Annotated in this window: 16 protein-coding genes; 2 read left to right on the forward strand and 14 right to left on the reverse strand. The window is 71.7% G+C overall.

Going from position 1 to position 18,811, the window contains the following annotated elements; genetic code table 11:
• Nucleotide 1: 1 nt before the first annotated feature.
• The 3 genes from ngcE to ACTHM3_RS09840 are packed head-to-tail and all read right to left on the reverse strand — an operon-like array spanning nucleotide 2 to nucleotide 3,154.
• Entirely contained in the window at nucleotides 2-1,384 is a 1,383-nt protein-coding gene (gene ngcE, locus ACTHM3_RS09830) for an N-acetylglucosamine/diacetylchitobiose ABC transporter substrate-binding protein (protein ID WP_440405912.1), read from the reverse strand.
• Between the two features lie 58 nt (nucleotides 1,385-1,442).
• Entirely contained in the window at nucleotides 1,443-2,195 is a 753-nt protein-coding gene (locus tag ACTHM3_RS09835; RefSeq protein WP_440405913.1) for a sugar isomerase domain-containing protein, read from the reverse strand.
• Nucleotides 2,192-3,154, reverse strand: coding sequence for a MurR/RpiR family transcriptional regulator (locus ACTHM3_RS09840; protein ID WP_440405914.1), 963 nt, complete (start codon nucleotides 3,152-3,154; stop codon nucleotides 2,192-2,194). The genes ACTHM3_RS09835 and ACTHM3_RS09840 overlap by 4 nt, the downstream gene beginning before the upstream one ends.
• 90 nt (nucleotides 3,155-3,244) lie before the next feature.
• Here ACTHM3_RS09840 and ACTHM3_RS09845 point away from each other — a divergent pair, with 90 nt between their 5' ends.
• The gene (locus ACTHM3_RS09845; protein WP_440405915.1) at nucleotides 3,245-4,237 is read left to right on the forward strand and encodes a BadF/BadG/BcrA/BcrD ATPase family protein; all 993 of its coding nucleotides are present in this window, start codon (nucleotides 3,245-3,247) and stop codon (nucleotides 4,235-4,237) included.
• A gap of 174 nt (nucleotides 4,238-4,411) precedes the next feature.
• Nucleotides 4,412-4,870: a DUF6069 family protein gene (locus tag ACTHM3_RS09850; protein WP_440405916.1), complete on the forward strand. Its 459-nt coding sequence runs from the start codon at nucleotides 4,412-4,414 to the stop codon at nucleotides 4,868-4,870.
• Here ACTHM3_RS09850 and pyk read toward each other — a convergent pair.
• From pyk to ACTHM3_RS09905, 11 genes are all read right to left on the reverse strand, one after another.
• Complete coding sequence (pyk, locus tag ACTHM3_RS09855; RefSeq protein ID WP_440405917.1) at nucleotides 4,867-6,318, reverse strand: pyruvate kinase; 1,452 nt, start codon at nucleotides 6,316-6,318, stop codon at nucleotides 4,867-4,869. The two genes, ACTHM3_RS09850 and pyk, sit on opposite strands and share 4 nt — an antisense overlap.
• Before the next feature lie 68 nt (nucleotides 6,319-6,386).
• A complete protein-coding gene (locus tag ACTHM3_RS09860; protein WP_440405918.1) occupies nucleotides 6,387-7,844 on the reverse strand; it encodes a glutamate synthase subunit beta in 1,458 nt (485 codons plus the stop codon).
• Between the two features lies 1 nt (nucleotide 7,845).
• Nucleotides 7,846-12,420, reverse strand: a complete 4,575-nt coding sequence (gltB, locus tag ACTHM3_RS09865; protein ID WP_440405919.1) for a glutamate synthase large subunit — start codon at nucleotides 12,418-12,420, stop codon at nucleotides 7,846-7,848.
• Between the two features lie 84 nt (nucleotides 12,421-12,504).
• Nucleotides 12,505-13,539, reverse strand: coding sequence for a prolipoprotein diacylglyceryl transferase (gene lgt / locus ACTHM3_RS09870; protein WP_440405920.1), 1,035 nt, complete (start codon nucleotides 13,537-13,539; stop codon nucleotides 12,505-12,507).
• Between the two features lie 11 nt (nucleotides 13,540-13,550).
• Nucleotides 13,551-14,315 (reverse strand): tryptophan synthase subunit alpha, encoded by a 765-nt coding sequence (trpA, locus tag ACTHM3_RS09875; protein ID WP_440405921.1) that lies wholly within the window; start codon nucleotides 14,313-14,315, stop codon nucleotides 13,551-13,553.
• On the reverse strand, nucleotides 14,312-15,538 hold the full coding sequence (gene trpB / locus ACTHM3_RS09880) for a tryptophan synthase subunit beta (protein WP_440405922.1): 1,227 nt from the start codon (nucleotides 15,536-15,538) through the stop codon (nucleotides 14,312-14,314). Before trpB ends, trpA begins: the two co-directional genes overlap by 4 nt.
• Complete coding sequence (trpC, locus tag ACTHM3_RS09885) at nucleotides 15,535-16,323, reverse strand: indole-3-glycerol phosphate synthase TrpC (RefSeq protein WP_440405923.1); 789 nt, start codon at nucleotides 16,321-16,323, stop codon at nucleotides 15,535-15,537. The genes trpB and trpC overlap by 4 nt, the downstream gene beginning before the upstream one ends.
• Nucleotides 16,324-16,325: 2 nt before the next feature.
• Nucleotides 16,326-16,562 carry a DUF6704 family protein gene (locus ACTHM3_RS09890; protein WP_440405924.1) on the reverse strand — a complete coding sequence of 79 codons (237 nt, stop codon included), beginning with the start codon at nucleotides 16,560-16,562 and terminating at the stop codon, nucleotides 16,326-16,328.
• A gap of 10 nt (nucleotides 16,563-16,572) precedes the next feature.
• Nucleotides 16,573-17,157 carry a Trp biosynthesis-associated membrane protein gene (locus ACTHM3_RS09895; RefSeq protein WP_440405925.1) on the reverse strand — a complete coding sequence of 195 codons (585 nt, stop codon included), beginning with the start codon at nucleotides 17,155-17,157 and terminating at the stop codon, nucleotides 16,573-16,575.
• Nucleotides 17,154-18,668 carry an anthranilate synthase component I gene (locus ACTHM3_RS09900; protein ID WP_440405926.1) on the reverse strand — a complete coding sequence of 505 codons (1,515 nt, stop codon included), beginning with the start codon at nucleotides 18,666-18,668 and terminating at the stop codon, nucleotides 17,154-17,156. The genes ACTHM3_RS09895 and ACTHM3_RS09900 overlap by 4 nt, the downstream gene beginning before the upstream one ends.
• On the reverse strand, nucleotides 18,665-18,811 hold a 147-nt coding region (locus ACTHM3_RS09905), incomplete at its 5' end, for a phosphoribosyl-AMP cyclohydrolase (RefSeq protein ID WP_440405931.1). The genes ACTHM3_RS09905 and ACTHM3_RS09900, both read right to left, overlap by 4 nt.

Consider the following 18,811-nt stretch of genomic DNA (forward strand, 5'->3'; position numbering starts at 1 on the left):
GTCACTTCTTGTCGGCCGCCGCTTTGTCGGTGATGGCCTGCAGGGCCGAGGTCAGACCCGCCGTGTCGAGCTGCCCCGACAGGAAGGAGTTCCACGGCACCAGCTGATCGGTGTTGAGTCCGTACAGGTCGACGAACTGGTAGTTGAAGGTGTTCGAACCGGCGGCGTCGAGCATCTTCGTCTGCGACACGAGCGCGGTCGAGCCGAAGCCGTCGTCCGGGATGAGGCCCTTCACGATGGTCGGCGCGAGGCGGGTCTTCGCGAAGTTCGTCGCCGCATCCTTCGACAGCATCGCCCGCATGAGCTCCTTGCCACCGGCGGGGTTCTTGCCCGTCTTCGGCACGATGAACGGCTCGCCCGCCGCACTGCGGAGGGACTCGTACGGCAGCTTCGGGCTGCTGGTGACGGTCGGCTCCGGGATGCCGGTCATCTTGAAGCCGTCCTTGGTCGCCTTCTTCATCTCGTTCTCGATCCACGAGCCCGACGGGTAGAGCAGCGCCTGCTGGTCGTTGCTCCACTTCGCCTGGGCGGCCGTGAACTGCGTGCCAGCACCGCCGGGGACGAAGTAGCCCGCCGCGACGATGTCGCCCAGAGCCTTGAGCACGCTCTGCACGGCCGGGTGCGACCAGCAGTCCTTCGACAGCTTCTCGAAGCCGTCCTTGACCTCGTCGCCGCCCTCCTTGATCGCCGAGTCGACCGCGAGCGTCTGGTAATAGGTCGCGGCCTCCTTGCCCCAGACGAAGAGGAACTTGCCCTTCTCCTTCGCCTTGGCGCCGAGCTCCTTGGCCTCGTCCCACGTCTTCGGGGGCGTCCAGCCGTTCTCCTCGAACAGGCTGGCGGAGTACCAGAGGGCGTAGATCGTCAGGACGTAGTTCATCGCCTTGAACTTGCCGTCGAAGGTGCCCGGGACCTTCACGTTCGGGTAGAGCGTGTCGGCGATCTTCGTGCCCTCGTAGTTGTTCGCCTCGAAGACGTCGTCGAGCTCCTCGAGGTTGTCGAGGATCGTGGTGAAGCCGATCGCGCCGGCTCCCGAGTTGTCGATCAGGTCCGGCGGGTTACCCGCGACGAAGCGGGGCTGCAACTGCTGGGCGATCTGGGTGGACGGCGAGACCTTGACCTTGAGGCCGGAGGTCTGCTTCTGCATCTGCTGTGCCGCGTACTGCACGTAGTCGTAGCCGTAGCCGCCGTTGAAGATGACGGCCTCGGTGGTCGAGTTGGCCGCGACCCCGAACGGGTTCTTGGCGGACTTGGTGCCTCCGCTGCCGCCCGAGCCGCCGCCGCCCTGGACGCAGGACGCGAGGGTGACGGTGAGCGGGATGCCGACGGCGGCAGCGAACGCGCCGCGCAGGAACGTCCGGCGGTTGAGCGCGCTGGTTTCGGTCATGTGAGGTGATGCCTTTCCGTGGTGGTGGGGTGGAATGCGGAGCAGGACGCCGGGTCGCCTACGCGGTGCGGCTGATCCGATCGCGGTACAGGTCCTCCAATGCCTTGTTGTGGTCGTCTCCGCCCGGGATGTTGGCGGAGAGGTAGACGGGCGGCGTCGAACCGGCCGCGATCATGCGCTCGGTGACGCCGATCGTGAGCAGCTGCGCGATGAACGCCGCGGTGATCGAGGAGATGGCGCCGATCTTGGTGTCGCCGAGTTCGAGGGTCGCGTCACCGTAGGGCGCCCTGTTGTCGATGACGACGTCCGCGATGTCGCGGAGGCGCTTGCCGCTCGGGTGCTTCGGTTCGACGGCGGCGGTGTGCTCGAGGCTCGTCACGGCGATCAGCTTGTGCCCGGTCTCCTTCGCCTTGAGCGCCATGCCGACGATGGAGCCGTTGACGCCGGAGTTCGAGGCGATCAGGAACACGTCGTGCGGGCCGATCGTCGACACCGCGAAGAGCTCGTCGACGACCGACGGGTCGCGCTCCAGGTCGCTGCCGCCGAGCATGTCGACGGTCCGCGATCCGCGCAGCACGACGTCGCGGAGCGCGATGCGGTTGGTCGGGATGAGGCCGCCCGCGCGCCCCGCGATCTCCATCGCGAACGCCTCGGAGTGGCCCGTGCCGAACGCCTGCAGCACTCCCCCGTTCTCGAGCGACTCGACCAGGATGTCGATCGCCGCGTCGAGGGCGCCGGCGTCGGCCTCCTCGGTGAGGGCGGCGATGCGGGACTCGGCCTCCCGGCGGAAGTCGTCGAAGAGGGTGCTCATGCGGTCTCCTTCTGAGGGGCGGGATCGGGCCGGCGGCGCCCGCGGCCGGGGCGGCGGTGCGGTGACACGGCGAGGGCGGATGCGGCCAGCGTGGTGGTCGTGCGGCCGAAGTTCTGCTGCGCGACGAGCAGGTAGAGCAGGTCGAGCACGAAGAGCTGCGAGTGCTTGGCCGACAGGTCGTCGGGCTGCAGGAAGCGCTCCTCGGCCAACGTGACGATGTTCTCGTCGGCGACCTGCGCGAGAGGCGACTCGGGCGAGTTCGTGATCGCCACGGTCAGGGCTCCGGCGGAGCGGGCGCACTCGAGCATCTGGATCGTCTCCTCGGTGCGCCCGGTGTTGGAGACGGCGATGGCGACGCAGTGCTCATCCTGCAGCGCGGCGCTCGTGAGTCCTGCGTGCACCTCGGGCCAGGCGTGGGTGCTGATGCCGATGCGGTACAGGCGGGCCTGCATTTCCTCGGCCATGACGGCGCTGCCGCCGATGCCGTACAGGTCGACGTGCTGGGCCGACGCGACCCGGGCGGCGATGTGCTGGAGGCGGGCCAGGTCGACGAACTCGGCCGTCGAGCGGAGGGAGCGGGTGTGCGCCGCGAGGAGCGTGCTGAGCACCTGGGTCGGCGTGTCGTCCGGGCCGAAGGCGCGGCCGATGTCCTCGCCCCAGCGCTCGATCGCGTGGGCGCGGCCGAGGTCGGAGGCGACGGCGACGCGGAAGGGTGCGTAGCCGGAGAAGCCGATGACACGGCAGAAACGGGTCACGGTGGCCGGCGAGGTGCCCGCCTCCTCGGCGAGCTGGGTGATCGAGAGCTGCAGCGGAGCGTCGGGAGAGTCGAGCAGCAGGGTGGCGATCTTCACCATCGCCTCCGACATGCGCGGGAGGCGGGAGGCGATCCGCATCCCGATCGCCGACGTCGGCACGACGTCCACCGAGTCGGTGGAGCGGTCGGAGCCGACATCGGGCATATGAAAATCACTTCCACATCTGCGTGCGATTGATTGAACAGTATTCTCGGGTCGCGAGGCCGCGGAGGCAAGCCTCAGAATCGAGAAATCATGCGCGCACTCCTGGCGGTCGATGCCGGCGGCACCAGCACCCGGGCCGTCGTGGTCGGTCTCGACGGGGTCTGCCGAGGGTTCGGGACGGCCGGAGCCGGCAATCCGATCTCCTCCGGGCCGACGCACGCCGCGCGGGAGGTCGCGACCGCGACGCGCCGCGCGCTCGCGTCGGCGGGCGTCGAACGGGTCGACGGCCCGGTCGTGCTCGCCATGGCCGGCTCGAGCGCGGACGAGGGGTCCGGATGGATCGCCGCCGAGCTCGCCGCGGCGGGCGCCGCCGGCCCGATCCGCATCGAGTCCGACCTCCTCGCCACCTATTGCGCCGCCGCCTGGGAGCCCGACGGCTACGCGGTGGTCGCCGGCACCGGTGCGGCGGCGATCCGGGTGCGCGCCGGCCGGCAGGAGCTGGTCGGCGACGGGCTGGGCTGGCTGCTCGGCGACGGCGGATCCGGATTCTGGATCGGCCGGCGCGTCGTGCGCGCCGTCGCGGCCCAGCTCGACGGGCGCGGCCCCGTCACCGCGCTGACGGCCCTGCTCCTCGCGGACCTCGGCATCCGGGCGGGCACGAGCCGCGCGGGTGGATCGCGCCCGGACGCGCTGCAGGAGCTCGTCCGCTCCGTCTACGCGCTCCGCCCGATCGAGCTCGCGCGCTTCTCCCCTCTCGCGTTCGCGGCGGGCGACGACGCGGCCGCCGCCGGGATCCGGAGGGCGGCCGGTAACGCGCTCGAGGAGGCCGTCGCGGCGGTGCGGGACCCGGACGTGACCGGTCCGCTGGTCGGCGGGGGCGGCGTGCTGGCGGCGCTCGCGGCTCGGTGCGAGCTGCCGGGGGGCGACGGCATCCGGCTCGTCGCCGACGGGACGGCGGGCGCCGTCGTCCTCGCGCTCCGCGCGGCGGGCGTGGGCGTCGATCGCGCGACGCTCGAGGTGGTCGTCGGGACTCTCGCCGAGCGTCGGATCATGAGCGGCGGCTCCGCGGGCTACGACCGATGAGGTGATCGCGTCGCCCGACGTCATCCCGGCGGACGATGCAGCGGGGAGCGTCTGCTCCCGCCGGAGCACGCCGCGGCGGGCGGCGGACGCCCGGCGGCGGACGCGTGCCGGGCGGCCCGATCCCTAGCGTCGGAGGACGGGACGAGACGCGTCCCCATCCAATCGGAGGAACCCATGGCCGCCACGACCGTCAGCCCGACGCCCACCGCACACCCGACCATCCGACCCGCACGACGGGGCCGCACCGCACTGCTCCTGACCGCCGGCGTCGTCGTCGCCGGCGCGGCCTCGACCGTGGTCGCCCTTACGGTCACCGCGCTCGGTGCGGGGTTCCCGCCCCTCATGCCGGCGGTGTTCCTGCCCTTCGTCGTCCTGGGCTTCGCCGCCGCCGCGGGCGGCTGGGCGATCGTCCGGGCGCGCGCCAACCGACCGGGTCGTGTGCTCGCGGTTCTCGTGCCCGTCCTGACGCTGGTCTCGTTCGCGCCGGACGTCGCCCTGGCGGCGACCGGGTTCATCCCGGGCACGACGGCGACGGGCGTCTCCGCGCTCGCACTCCTGCACCTCGTGGTCGTCGGGGTCGCCGTCCCGGTGCTGGCCCGGGCCCTGCCCGTCGACGGTCGCGTAGGCCGCTAGTCGGCGTGCTCGCCGGTCTCCCACACGGGCGGGTTCTCGATGGCGCCGATGACGTGGACGCGCATGTCGTTCGTCGAGCCGGCGATGCCAGGAGGGGATCCGGAGATCACGACGACCTTGTCACCCGACTCGACCAGCCCATCGCGGAGCAGCAGGTCGTCGACCTGCTGGAACATCGCGTCGGTGTGCGTGACGCGCTCCACGAGGTACGACTCGATGCCCCAGGTCAGCGCCATGCGGCGGCGGATCGCCTCGTCCGGGGTGAATCCGCGCATCGGCACCTTGAAGCGCAGGCGCGACATGCGGCGGGCGGAGTCGCCCGACTCCGTGAAGACGCACACGTACTTGGCGTCCACGAACTCCGCCACCTCGGCGGCGGCGAGGGTGATCGCGCCGCCCTGGGTGCGGGGCTTCGTGCCGAGCGGGGGGATCCGCTCCAGGCCGTGGTCCTCGGTGGACGCGACGATCCGCGCCATGGTCGCGACCGTGACGACGGGGTACTCCCCCACGCTCGTCTCGCCGGAGAGCATGACCGCGTCGGCGCCGTCGAGGACGGCGGTCGCGACGTCGGAGGTCTCGGCGCGGGTCGGGACCGGGCTGGAGATCATCGACTCGAGCATCTGGGTGGCGACGATGACCGGCTTGGCCATCCGCCGAGCGAGCTCGACCGCGCGCTTCTGCACGATCGGCACGGCCTCGAGCGGCAGCTCCACGCCCAGGTCGCCGCGGGCGACCATGATGCCGTCGAAGGCGTCGATGATCTCCTCGAGCGCGTCGACCGCCTGCGGCTTCTCGATCTTGGCGATGACCGGGACGCGGATGCCCTCCTCGGCCATGATCTCGTGCACCCGCTCGATGTCGGCGGCGTTGCGCACGAACGAGAGCGCGATGTAGTCGGCGCCGAGCTTCAGGCCCCAGCGCAGGTCGGCCTCGTCTTTGTCGGAGAGCGCGGGGACGCTCACCGCGACGCCCGGCAGGTTGATGCCCTTGTTGTTCGACACCGCGCCGCCGACGACGACCTCGGTGCGCACGCGCGTGCCGTCGGTGTCGAGCACCTTCACGCGGACCTTGCCGTCGTCGATGAGGAGGAAGTCGCCCGGCTTCACGTCGCCCGGGAGCCCCTTGAAGGTGGTCCCGACGAGGTCCTTCGTGCCCAGCACGTCCTCGGTCGTGATCGTGAAGATGTCACCGGCCGCGAGCTCGTGCGGGCCGTCGGCGAACTTTCCGAGCCGGATCTTCGGCCCCTGCAGGTCGACGAGGACGGCGACGGGCTCGTGGAGGTCGTCGGCCACCTTGCGGACGTTGGCGTAGACCTCCTCGTGCACCTCGTAGCTGCCGTGGCTCAGGTTCATCCGCGCGACGTTCACGCCGGCTTCGACGATCGCGCGGATGTTCTCGTAGCTCGAGGTCGCAGGACCCAGCGTGGCGACGATCTTGGCTCGTCTCATGACTTCCTTCGGGTGGGTGGTGGCGGGGAAGGGAGGGTTCGAGGGGACGCCGTCGTCCGAGGGAGAGCCTAGAGGCTGATCGCCCGGTCGCTCGGACGCACGGGGGCGGGGAGCTCCGTCGAGCCCTCGAGGTAGCGGTCGACCGCGGCGGCCGCGGCACGGCCCTCCGCGATCGCCCACACGATGAGGGACTGCCCGCGGCCGGCGTCGCCCGTCACGAACACGCCCGGCTCGGTGGTCGCGTAGTCCTCGTCGCGCGCGACGTCACCCCGCGGGGTGAACGGCAGGCCGAGCTGCGACTCGAGGGCCTCGCTCTCCGCGCCCGTGAACCCCATGGCGATGAGCACGAGGTCTGCGGGGATCTCGCGCTCGGTGCCCGACTTCGGCACGCGTCGGCCGTCGATGTACTCGGTCTCCGCGACGCGCAGCGCACGGACCTCGCCCGCCTCGTTGCCGAGGAACTCGACGGTGGAGGCGAGAAAGTGCCGCTCGCCACCCTCCTCGTGTGCGCTCGCGATCTCGAACACGTGGGGCATCATCGGCCAGGGCTGGTCCTCCGGCCGGTCCGACGGCGGCTGCTTGCCGATCGCGAGGTTGGTCACGCTCAGGGCGCCCTGCCGGTGCGCGGTGCCGATGCAGTCCGCGCCGGTGTCGCCGCCGCCGATCACGACGACGTGCTTGCCCTCCGCCGTGAGCTGCTGGGGCACGGTGTCGCCGGCGCCCGCCTTGTTCTGCTGGACGAGGTAGTCCATGGCGAAGTGGATGCCGAGGAGGTCGCGGCCGGGGATCGGCAGGTCGCGCGGCACGGTGGCGCCGGTTGCGACGACGACAGCGTCGTAGCGCGCCTTCAGGTCGTTCCAGGCGATGTCGCGGCCGATCTCGACCCCGGAGCGGAACCGGGTGCCCTCGGCGCGCATCTGGTTCAGCCGCGCCTCGAGCTGCTTCTTCTCCATCTTGAAGTCCGGGATCCCGTAGCGCAGCAGGCCGCCGATGCGGTCGTCGCGCTCGTACACGGCGACGGTGTGGCCGGCGCGGGTCAGCTGCTGGTCGGCGGCGAGCCCGGCGGGGCCGGATCCGACGACCGCGACGGTCTTGCCCGTCAGGCGCTCCGGCGGATGCGGCTGCACCCAGCCGTTCTGGAACGCCTGGTCGATGATCGAGACCTCGATCTGCTTGATCGTGACCGCCGGCTGGTTGATGCCCAGCACGCAGCTCGACTCGCAGGGCGCCGGGCAGAGCCGCCCGGTGAACTCCGGGAAGTTGTTCGTCGCGTGCAGGCGCTCGATGGCCGCACGGCCCTCGTTGCGCCAGGTGAGGTCGTTCCACTCCGGGATCAGGTTGCCGAGCGGGCAGCCGTGGTGGCAGAACGGGATGCCGCAATCCATGCACCGCCCGGCCTGCCGGCGCAGCTGGGCGGGGTCCTGCTGCTCGTAGACCTCCTTCCAGTCCATGATGCGGACCGGAACGGGGCGCCGCTTCGGGAGCTCGCGCTCCGGCACCTTGAGGAAACCCTTGGGGTCGGCCATCTCAGCCTCCCGTCACTTCGAGGATCTTCCGCCAGATCGCGTCGCCGTCGGGGTCGAGCCCGGCGTCGAGCGCCTCCTGGCGCGTCTGGAGGACCGCGGCGTAGTCGCGCGGGAGGACCTTCGTGAACCGCGCGAGCGCGGCCTCCGGGTCCTCGAGGAGCGCCGCCGCCACGGCGGAGTCGGTCTCGGCGAGGTGCGAGCGCAGCAGGTCGAGCACGATCTCCGCGTCGCCGGACTCGAGCGGGAGGAGCCGCAGCTCGCCGCTCGCCATGGCGTCGCGGTTCACCCGCTCGGGCTTCAGGTCGAAGATGTAGGCGGTGCCGCCCGACATCCCCGCGCCGAGGTTGCGGCCGGTGGTGCCGAGGATCACGGCGAGTCCGCCCGTCATGTACTCGAGCGCATGGTCGCCCACCCCCTCGACGACCGCGGTGGCCCCGGAGTTGCGGACCAGGAACCGCTCCCCCACGACGCCGCGCGCAAAGATCGAGCCCTGGGTCGCGCCGTAGCCCATGACGTTGCCGGCGATCACGTTGCGCTCCGCGGGGAAGCGGGCCGTGCGGGGCGGGCGGATGACGATCCGGCCGCCCGAGAGCCCCTTGCCCACGTAGTCGTTCGAGTCGCCCTCGAGCCGGAGCGTGATCCCGGCCGGCATGAACGCGCCCAGCGACTGCCCGGCCGAGCCGTGCAGGGTCACCTCGATCGTGCCCTCCGGCAGGCCGTGCTCGCCGTGGCGCTTGGTCACCTCGTGGCCGAGCATGGTGCCGACGGCGCGCTCCGTGTTGCGGATCTCGAGGTCGAGCGCGATCGGCGTCCCGTTCTCGAGCGCCGCACCGGCCTGCGCGATGATGCCGTGGTCGAAGTGCGCCTCGAGCTCGTGCTCTTGCGCGCGACGGTGGCGCCGCGGCTCGTCGGCGGCGAACTCCGGGCCGACGAGGATCGGTGTCAGGTCGAGCCCGTCGGCCTTCCAATGCTCGATCGCGCGGTCGACGTCGAGCAGCTCGGCGTGGCCGATCGCCTCCTCGATCGAGCGGAATCCGAGCTCGGCGAGGTACTCCCGCACCTCCTGCGCGAGGAACTCGAAGAACGTCTCGACGAACTCCGGCTTGCCCGTGAAGCGCGCGCGGAGCTCGGGGTTCTGCGTCGCGACGCCGACCGGGCAGGTGTCGAGGTGGCACACCCGCATGAGGATGCAGCCCGACACCACGAGCGGCGCGGTCGCGAAGCCGAACTCCTCGGCCCCGAGCAGCGCGGCCACGATCACGTCGCGACCGGTCTTCATCTGCCCGTCGACCTGGACGACGACGCGGTCGCGCATGCCGTTCAGCATGAGCGTCTGCTGCGTCTCGGCGAGGCCGATCTCCCACGGCGTGCCGGCGTGCTTGAGCGAGTTCAACGGGCTCGCGCCGGTGCCGCCGTCGTGGCCGGAGACGAGCACGACGTCGGCGAGGGCCTTCGTCACCCCCGCGGCGACCGCGCCGATGCCGGACTGCGACACGAGCTTGACGTGCACGCGGGCCGCGGGGTTCGCGCGCTTGAGATCGAAGATCAGCTGCTTGAGGTCCTCGATCGAGTAGATGTCGTGGTGCGGCGGCGGCGAGATGAGGCCGACGCCGGGCGTCGAGTGGCGCGTGCGGGCCACCCAGGGGTACACCTTCTGCGCCATGAGCTGGCCGCCCTCGCCGGGCTTCGCGCCCTGCGCCATCTTGATCTGGATGTCGGTGGCGTGGGTCAGGTACATGCTCGTCACGCCGAAGCGGCCCGAGGCGACCTGCTTGATCCGCGAGCGGCGCTCAGGGTCGAGGAGGCGCTCCACGTCCTCGCCGCCCTCGCCGGTGTTGCTGCGCCCGCCGATGCGGTTCATGGCGATCGCGAGGGTCTCGTGGGCCTCCTGCGAGATGGAGCCATAGCTCATCGCGCCGGTGTTGAAGCGGGCGATGATGTCGGCGATCGGCTCGACCTCGTCGAGCGGCACCGGCGGCCGCTCCCCCGTGCGCAGACCGAACAGCCCGCGCAGGGTCATGAGGTGCGAGGCCTGCTCGTCGACGGCGCGCGTGTAGTCGCGGAAGATGTCGTACCGCTTCGCGCGCGTCGAGTGCTGGAGGCGGAACACGGTGTCGGGGTTGAAGAGGTGCGGCGGTCCCTCGCGGCGCCACTGGTACTCGCCGCCGGTCTGCAGGCGCTCGTGCGCGACGATCGCCCCGTCCTCCGGGTAGGCCGCGCGGTGGCGGGCGGCGTTCTCGGCGGCGATCACGTCGAGGCCGACGCCGCCGAGGAGGCTGGTCGTGCCGGTGAAGTACTGGTCGACGAACTCCTGGCTGAGCCCGACCGCCTCGAAGGCCTGCGCGCCCGCGTAGGACCCCACGACCGAGATGCCCATCTTGGACATGATCTTCAGCACGCCCTTGCCGAGCCCCTTGATGAGGTTCTTGACGGCCTTCTCGGGGGTGATGTCCGTGAGCACGCCGCTCAGCACGGCCTGCTCCGCGGTCTCCATCGCGAGGTACGGGTTGATCGCCGAGGCGCCGTAGCCGATGAGCAGCGCGACGTGGTGGACCTCCCGCACATCGCCCGCCTCGACCACGATGCCCGCCTTCATGCGGGTCTCCTGGCGGATGAGGTGGTGGTGGACCGCGGCGAGCATGAGCAGCGACGGGATCGGGGCGAGGTCGGCGTTCGAGTCGCGGTCGCTCAGGACGAGGAACTGCGCGCCCTCGGCGATCGCCTGATCGGCCTCCGCGCACATCTCGTCGAGGCGCTTGGCGAGACCCTTCGTGCCCTTGTCGACCCGGTACAGGCCCTTGATGACGCGCGCGAGCTTGCGACCGCTGCGCGTCTCGAAGTGCTGGACCTTCGCGAGCTCGTCGTTGTCGATGACCGGGAAGTCGAGCACGATCTGCTTCGCGTGCTCCGGTCCCGCGTCGAGCAGGTTCCGCTCCGGGCCGAGGCCCAGCTTCATGCTCGTCACGACCTCCTCGCGGATGGAGTCGAGCGGCGGGTTCGTGACCTGCGCGAAGGCCTGGGTGAAGTAGTCGAACAGCAGGCGCGGGCGCTCGCTCAGCACGGCGATCGGGGTGTCGGATCCCATGGCGCCGAGCGGCTCGGCGCCGGCCCTCGCCATCGGGGTGATGAGGATCCGCACCTCCTCCTCGGTGTACCCGAAGGTGCGCTGGCGGCGGGTGACGGAGGCGGGCGTGTGCGTGATGTGCTCGCGCTCGGGCAGGTCGGCGAGGTTGATGCGGCCCTCGTCGAGCCACTCGCCCCACGGCGCGGATCCGGCGAGCTCGCCCTTGATCTCGTCGTCCTCGACGATGCGCCCGGCGACCGTGTCGACCAGGAACATCTTGCCGGGGCGGAGTCGCCCCTTCCGCACGATGCGATCCGGCGGGAAGTCGAGCACGCCGACCTCGCTCGCGAGGACCACGAGCCCGTCGTCGGTGACGACGTAGCGGCCGGGGCGGAGGCCGTTCCGGTCGAGGGTGGCGCCGACCAGCGACCCGTCGGTGAACACGAGCGCGGCCGGGCCGTCCCACGGCTCCATCAGCATGGAGTGGAACTCGTAGAACTCGCGCCGGCGCGGGTCCATGTCGGTCTGGTTCTCCCACGCCTCCGGGACCATCATCATGATCGCGTGCGGCAGCTCGCGGCCGCCGAGGTTCAGCAGCTCCACGACCTCGTCGAACGAGGCCGAGTCGCTGGCGCCGTCGCTGACGATCGGGAAGAGCGGGCGCAGGTCGCCGAGCAGCTCCGACTCCAACTGGCTCTGTCGGGCGCGCATCCAGTTGCGGTTGCCCTGCACCGTGTTGATCTCGCCGTTGTGCGCGATCATCCGGAACGGCTGCGCGAGCGGCCACGACGGGAACGTGTTGGTCGAGTACCGCGAGTGCACCAGGGCGAGGCGCGAGGCGAAACGCTCGTCGCTCAGGTCGGGGTAGAACGGCTCCAGCTGGAGCGTCGTCACCATGCCCTTGTAGACGAGGGTGCGCGCCGAGAGCGACGGGAAGTAGGCGCCGAGCTCGCGCTCCGCCCGCTTGCGCAGGCGGAAGGTCAGCCGGTCGAGCGCGATGCCCGCGAGGGTCTTGCCGGTCTCGTCGGTCGCGCGGGAGCGGAGCACGAGCTGCTCGAACGCCGGCATCGCGGCGCGTGCGAGGTGGCCGAGGTGGGACGGATCGGTCGGCACCTCGCGCCAGCCGAGCACGTCGAGCTGCTCCTCCGCGGCGATCCGCTCGATCGCCTCCTTCTGCGCCGTGCGCTCCGCCTCGTCGACGGGCAGGAACGCCATGCCGACGGCGTAGCGGCCGACCACCGGCAGCTCGAACGGCAGCACCGCGCGCAGGAACGCGTCCGGCATCTGGGTGACGATGCCCGCGCCGTCGCCGGTGCCGGCGTCGGAGCCGACCGCGCCGCGGTGCTCCAGGTGGCGCAGCGCCTCGAGGGCCTGGGTGACGATGTCGTGGCCGGCCGTGCCGCGCAGCGTGGCGACCATGGCGAGGCCGCAGGCGTCCTTCTCGAAGCGCGGGTCGTAGAGACCCTGCCGGGCCGGGACCGTGCTGAAGGGGATCGAGCGGGATGAGGGCATGCGTACCGTCCTCACGATGGAGCGGGAGTCAGGACGTCAGCGGCCCGACGGTGCGGGGGTGGGTCCGCTTGCTGCGGCGGACGGTCAGGGGACGCGGGCCCCGCTTGTGGCGGGCGACGGCGCGGAGACCTCGGCGTCGTCATCGTCGTCCGAGTAGGTGTCGTCGGAGTCTACCGTGTCCGGCGTCCACTGCCGGCCCGGCACGTAGACGCTGGGCTCGATCCCCGAGTGACGGCGGGTCTGGATCGCGATGATCAGGATCCCGACGACGATCGCGCCGATCGCGCCCCACACGTTGTCGCGGATGCCGAGGTGCGTCTGGCTCGGGTCGATGCGGATGTTCTCGAGCCACGACCGCACCGCGCCGTACCAGATCAGGTACAGGCCGAGGACCTTGCCCCACTGCCAGAACGGGCTGGAGACCCACTGCCCGCCGCGGCGCCGGTGCGTGATGAGCATGATCGCGACGAAGCCGATGAGGTTGAGGACGATCTCGTAGAGGAAGGTCGGCTGGAACAGCGTGCCGGCGGGCAGCCCGGCGGGGATCGCCTTGTTGGTCGACTCGATCTCGAGACCCCAGGGCAGATCGGTGGGCAGACCGAACAGCTCGTGGTTGAAGTAGTTGCCGAGCCGTCCGAGCGCCTGGGCGAGCAGGAGGGTGGGGGCGAGCGCGTCGGCGACCGACCAGAAGCGCAGTCCCGCGATCCGGCTCCCGATGAGCACGCCGAGCGCCCCGCCGAGCAGGGCCCCGAAGATCGCGTCGCCGCCGTCCCAGATGTTCCAGACGGCGCCGGGCAGGAACGGATTCCAGGTGTTCTTGCCGGGCCCGAAGTAGTCGGCGATGTGGGTGACCACGTGCCAGGCGCGCGCGACGATGATGCCGAGGGCGATCGTCCAGAGCGAGATGTCGATGATGATCCACGGCTCGCCCCCGCGACGCGTGAGCCGGAAGTTCGTCACGACGATGGAGACGATGATCCCCACCAGGATGATCAGGGCGTAGAAGTGGACCGGCAGGGTGAAGTTCGCGGGCCAGACAGGCAGCCAGGAGTGGATCCAGCTGCCCACGTAGTAGACGGACCAGTCGATCGGCGGGCTCGGGATGCTCAGCGGGACCACGAGACGGAAGACTACCGGGCTTTGCCCTGAGCCAAGGACGCGGCGGTGGCGGCGAGGGCGGGGACGCCGCCCTCGGCGAGAGCCCCCACCAGCTTCGCGCCGACGATCGCGCCGTCCGCGTAGGCGAGGACCTCGGCCACCTGGTCGGGCGTGGAGATGCCCACCCCGACGAGGGCCGGAAGCGTGTCGCCGCCGCGCGCACCGGCCTCGCGGAGACGCCCGACGAGGGCCCGGGCGGCGGCGTCGAGGTTCTGGCGTGCGCCCGTCACCCCCATCGTCGACACCGCGTAGACGAAGCCGCGGCTCGCCTCGACGACGGAGCGCAGCCGCTCCTCGCTCGACGTCGGCGCCGCCAGGAAGACGCGATCGAGACCCTGCGCGTCGCTCACCCCGATCCACTCGCCGGCCGAGTCGGGGGTGATGTCGGGGGTGATGAGGCCGGCTCCTCCGGCGTCGCCCAGATCTCGGGCGAAGCGGTCGATGCCGTATTGAACCACGGGATTCCAGTACGTCATGACGTACGTCGGCACGTCGACGCGGCCCCGGATCGCCTCCACCGCCGCGAACAGGTCGCGGACCCGGAAGCCGTTCCGCAGGGCGGCCGCCGTCGCCTTCTGGATGGTGAGCCCGTCCATCACCGGATCGGAGTACGGGAGCCCGAGCTCGAGCGCGTCGACGCCGTTGTCGACGAGCGCGATCGCCGCGTCGATGCTCGTCTCGAGGTCCGGGAACCCGATCGGCAGGTAGCCGACGAGGCTCCGCGGCGGGATGCTCACTCCTGCACCGCGCCCTCGTCGAACAGCCCGAACCAGCGGCCGGCGGTCTGTACGTCCTTGTCGCCGCGACCGCTGAGGTTGACGAGGAGCACCGCCTCCGGCCCGAGCTCGCGCCCGAGCCGCAGCGCGCCGGCGAGGGCGTGCGCCGACTCGATCGCCGGGATGATGCCCTCGGTCCGGCTGAGGAGCCGCAGCGCCTCCATCGCCTCGTCGTCGGTCGCGGGCAGATAGGTCGCGCGGCCGATGTCGTGCAGGTAGGCGTGCTCGGGGCCGACGCCCGGGTAGTCGAGACCCGCGGAGATGGAGTGCGAGTCCCGGGTCTGGCCGTCCTCGTCCTGCAGCAGGTAGCTGCGCGCGCCGTGGAGGACGCCGGGGCGCCCCCGCTCGATCGACGCCGCGTGCCGCGGGGTGTCGACGCCGTCGCCCGCGGCCTCGTAGCCGTAGAGCGCGACGTCGGCGTCGTCGAGGAACGCGTCGAAGATGCCGATCGCGTTGGAGCCGCCGCCGACGCAGGCGAGCACGGCGTCCGGCAGGCGGCCGAGGCGGTCGAGCAGCTGCTGGCGGGCCTCCTGCCCGATCACGCGCTGGAAGTCGCGCACCATCGCCGGGAACGGATGCGGGCCCGCGGCCGTGCCGAACAGGTAGTTGGTCGTCTCGACCGAGGTGACCCACTCGCGGTAGGCCTCGTTGATCGCGTCCTTGAGGGTGCGGGAACCCGTCGTGACCGGGACGACCTCGGCCCCCAGCAGCCGCATCCGCGCCACGTTGAGCGCCTGGCGCTGGGTGTCGACCTCGCCCATGTAGACCGTGCACTCGAGGCCGAACAGCGCGGCCGCGGTGGCGGTCGCCACGCCGTGCTGGCCGGCGCCGGTCTCGGCGATGACCCGGGTCTTGCCGATCCGCTTGGTCAGGAGCGCCTGGCCGAGCACGTTGTTGATCTTGTGCGACCCGGTGTGGTTGAGATCCTCGCGCTTCAGGAACACGCGGGCGCCGCCGGCGTGCGCCGCGAAGCGCGGCACCTCGGTGAGCAGGGACGGACGTCCGGTGTACTCGCGCTGCAGCTCGAGCAGCTCCGCCTGGAACGCGGGGTCGACGCGCGCCTCCTCGTACGCGGCCGCGAGCTCGTCGATCGCCGCGATGAGCGACTCGGGCATGAAGCGGCCGCCGTACTCGCCGAAGTACGGCCCGGGGAGCTGCTGGAGGCTGCGGTCGGCGTCGGTCATGACGTGGTCTCCCCCGCGCGCCGGAACGCCTCGATGGCGGCCACCGGATCGTCGCCGGTGACGAGCGCCTCGCCGACCAGCACGACGTCGGCGCCGGCCGCGCGGTAATGCGCGACGTCCGCGGGCTCGCGCACGGCCGACTCCGCCACCCGGACGACCCCGGACGGGATCGCGTCGGCGAGCGAGCCGAACAGGTCGCGGTCGAGCTCGAAGGTGCTGAGGTCGCGCGCGTTCACGCCGACGACCTGGCCGCCGACATCGAGGGCGCGCTGCACCTCGTCCGCCGAGTGGGTCTCGACGAGCGCGGTCATACCGAGCTCCTGTACGAGAGTGTGGAGCTCGACCAGCCGCTCCTGCTCCAGCGCCGCGACGATGAGGAGGACGAGGTCGGCGCCGGCGGCCCGGGCCTCGAAGACCTGGTACGGCTCCGCGATGAAGTCCTTCCGCAGCACCGGGATCGACACCGCCGCGCGGACGTGCTCGAGGTCGCTGAGCGAGCCGCCGAACCGGCGCTGCTCGGTCAGCACGCTGATCGCGCTCGCGCCGCCGGTCTGGTACGAGACGGCCAGGGCCGCGGGATCGGTGATCGCGGCGAGCGAGCCCCGCGACGGCGAGGCGCGCTTGATCTCCGCGATGATCTTCACGCTCTCCGCGGGCGCGAGCGCCGCGACCGCGTCGATCGCGTCGGGCGCCGCGAGGGCGTCGCGCTCCACGTCGGCGAGCGGACGGACGGCTCGGCGCGCCGCGGCGTCCTCCCGGGCGCCGGCGACGAGGTCGGAGAGCACGACTAGTCGTGCGCGCGGGGCGCGTAGCGCGTGCCGCGGACTCCGTAGCCGAGCTTGGCGAGGATGCCGCCGACGATCGCGCCGACGACGATGAGCCCCGCGAACGCCCAGACCAGCCACGGGATGTTGAACCAGAACGCGAGCGTTCCGCCGGCGAAGGCGATCAGCATGATGATGACGGCGACCCAGGCGGCCGGCGAGTTGCCGTGGCCGGGATCGGAGCTGCTGTGATCGGACACGTCGTCCAGTCTACGGGGTGGGCCGCGTCGGGTCGTCGCCCTCGCTGAGGGCGTCCCACTCGCGCACGGGATCGGCCTCGGCGGCCGTCGCGTCGGCGGCCTCGGTGCGGGTCCTGGTGAACCGGCGGCTGCTCGAGGGCCAGCGCCGCGAGGTCACGGCGATGGCGAGGCCGACGAGGACGGCCAGCACCCCGGCGACGATCGCCAGCACCGGCCAGCCGGTGGCCTCGTGGGCGCCGGCGACCGCGTCGCTGCGGCCGGCGAGCCCGGTCGCCTTCGTGATCGCGGGCAGCGACGCGGCGACCGGATCGGCCAGCGCGAAGGCGGAGGTGGTGATCATGGCGACCCCGAGAAGCGCCTCGAGGACGCCGAGCACGGCGCGGAAGAACGGGCCCGCCAGGGCGAGGGCGAGGATCACCGCCAGCGAGGTGAGCGCGAGCGCCGGCATGGCCGCCCCCGCCACGCTCCCGCCGACGGCGAGCACCCGGCCGTCGACCGTGATCCGGAACCAGGTCTGCGACCACGCCAGCAGGGCGAGCGCCGCCACCGCGCCGACGGCGAGGAGCGAGACGAGTCGGAGCCGGGCGGCGGTCATCGCAGCCGGCGCATGGCGTTGGCGATCGCGACCGCCCGGAGGGGGGCGGCCGCCTTGTTCTGCGACTCGATGCGCTCGGTCTCCGGGTCGGAGTCGGCCACGAGACCGCCGCCGGCCTGCACCCGCGCGACCCCGTCGACGATCGTCGCGGTGCGGATGGCGATCGCGAGATCCGCGTCGCCGCCCAGCCCGAAGTAGCCGACGACGCCGCCGTAGACGCCGCGCTGGGCGACCTCGAGCTCGTCGATGATCTCCAGCGCCCGCGGCTTCGGTGCGCCGGAGAGGGTGCCCGCCGGGAAGGTGGCGCGGAACACGTCGACCGCGTCGGCGTCCTCCCGCAGGTCGCCCTCGACGCTCGAGACCAGGTGCATGATGTGGCTGAAGCGCTCGACCCGCATGAACTCGGTCACCTCGACGCTCCCGGCGACGCAGACCTTCGAGAGGTCGTTGCGCGCGAGGTCGACGAGCATGAGGTGCTCGGCCTTCTCCTTCGGGTCGGCGAGCAGCTCCTCCTCCAGGTCGTGGTCGGCCTCCGGGGTCGCCCCGCGCGGCCGGGAGCCGGCGATGGGATGCGAGTAGACCCGGCCGTCGTCGACCTTGACGAGCGCCTCCGGCGACGAGCCGACGATCGTGTAGGGCGCCCCGGACGGCGACTCGAGCTCGAGGAGGTACATGTACGGGCTCGGGTTGAGCGCGCGGAGCACGCGATAGACGTCGATCGGCTCCGCGGTCAGCTCGTGGTCGAACCGCTGGGAGATGACGACCTGGAACACGTCGCCGTCACGGATGAACCTCTTCGACGCGACCACCGATTCGCGGTACGCCTCGGGCGTGATCCGCGGCGTCGGCGTCGGCTCCGTCGCGAGGTCGACGTCCGCGATCCACGCCTCGCTCGCGCCCGCGAGCCCGTGCTGCAGATCGTCGAGCTGGCGCTGTGCGCGCGCCCAGAGCGCGTCGGCGTCGTCGGTGCCGTCGTTGAGCGCGCTGGCGATGAGCACGGCGGTGCCGCGGCGGTGGTCGAGGGCGACGAGCTCGGAGACCAGGCTGAGCGCCTGCGCCGGGACATCGAAGTCGGCGGGCGGCTGGTCGGGCAGGTGCTCCAGCTGACGCACCGCCTCCCAACCGATGAATCCGACGAGGCCGCCCGTGAGCGGCGGGTGGTCGTCGTGGTGCGGGGTCCGCCACCGGGCGTAGAGGGCGTCGAGGGCCGCGAGCGGCTCGGTCGGGACGTCGTTGCCGAGCGCCCGCGACGCCGGGAGCCCGTAGTCGATCCAGAGCGCGTCCCCGCGCTTCTCCGTCAGCACGCCGAATGCGCGGACGCCCACGAACGACCAGCGCGACCAGATGCCGCCCTGTTCGGCCGATTCGAGCAGGAAGGTCCCGGGCCGGCCCAGAGCGAGCTTGCGGTACACGCCGATCGGGGTCTCACCGTCGGCGAACAGCTCGCGCAGCACGGGGACGACCCGGTGCCCCGCGGCGATCGCCGCGTCAAACTCGGCGCGCGTGGTCACGGGGCTCCTTGGGCGGGGTCGAGGGGGTCCACGTCGAAGCACGAATGCGCTCCGGTGTGGCAGGCGGGACCGACCTGCTCCACCTGCACCAGCAGGGTATCTCCGTCGCAGTCGAGAGCCGCCCCGCGGACATACTGCACGTG

Origin of the sequence: Pseudolysinimonas sp. (assembly GCF_051954455.1) — a bacterium.
Classification (GTDB): Bacteria; Actinomycetota; Actinomycetes; order Actinomycetales; family Microbacteriaceae; genus Pseudolysinimonas.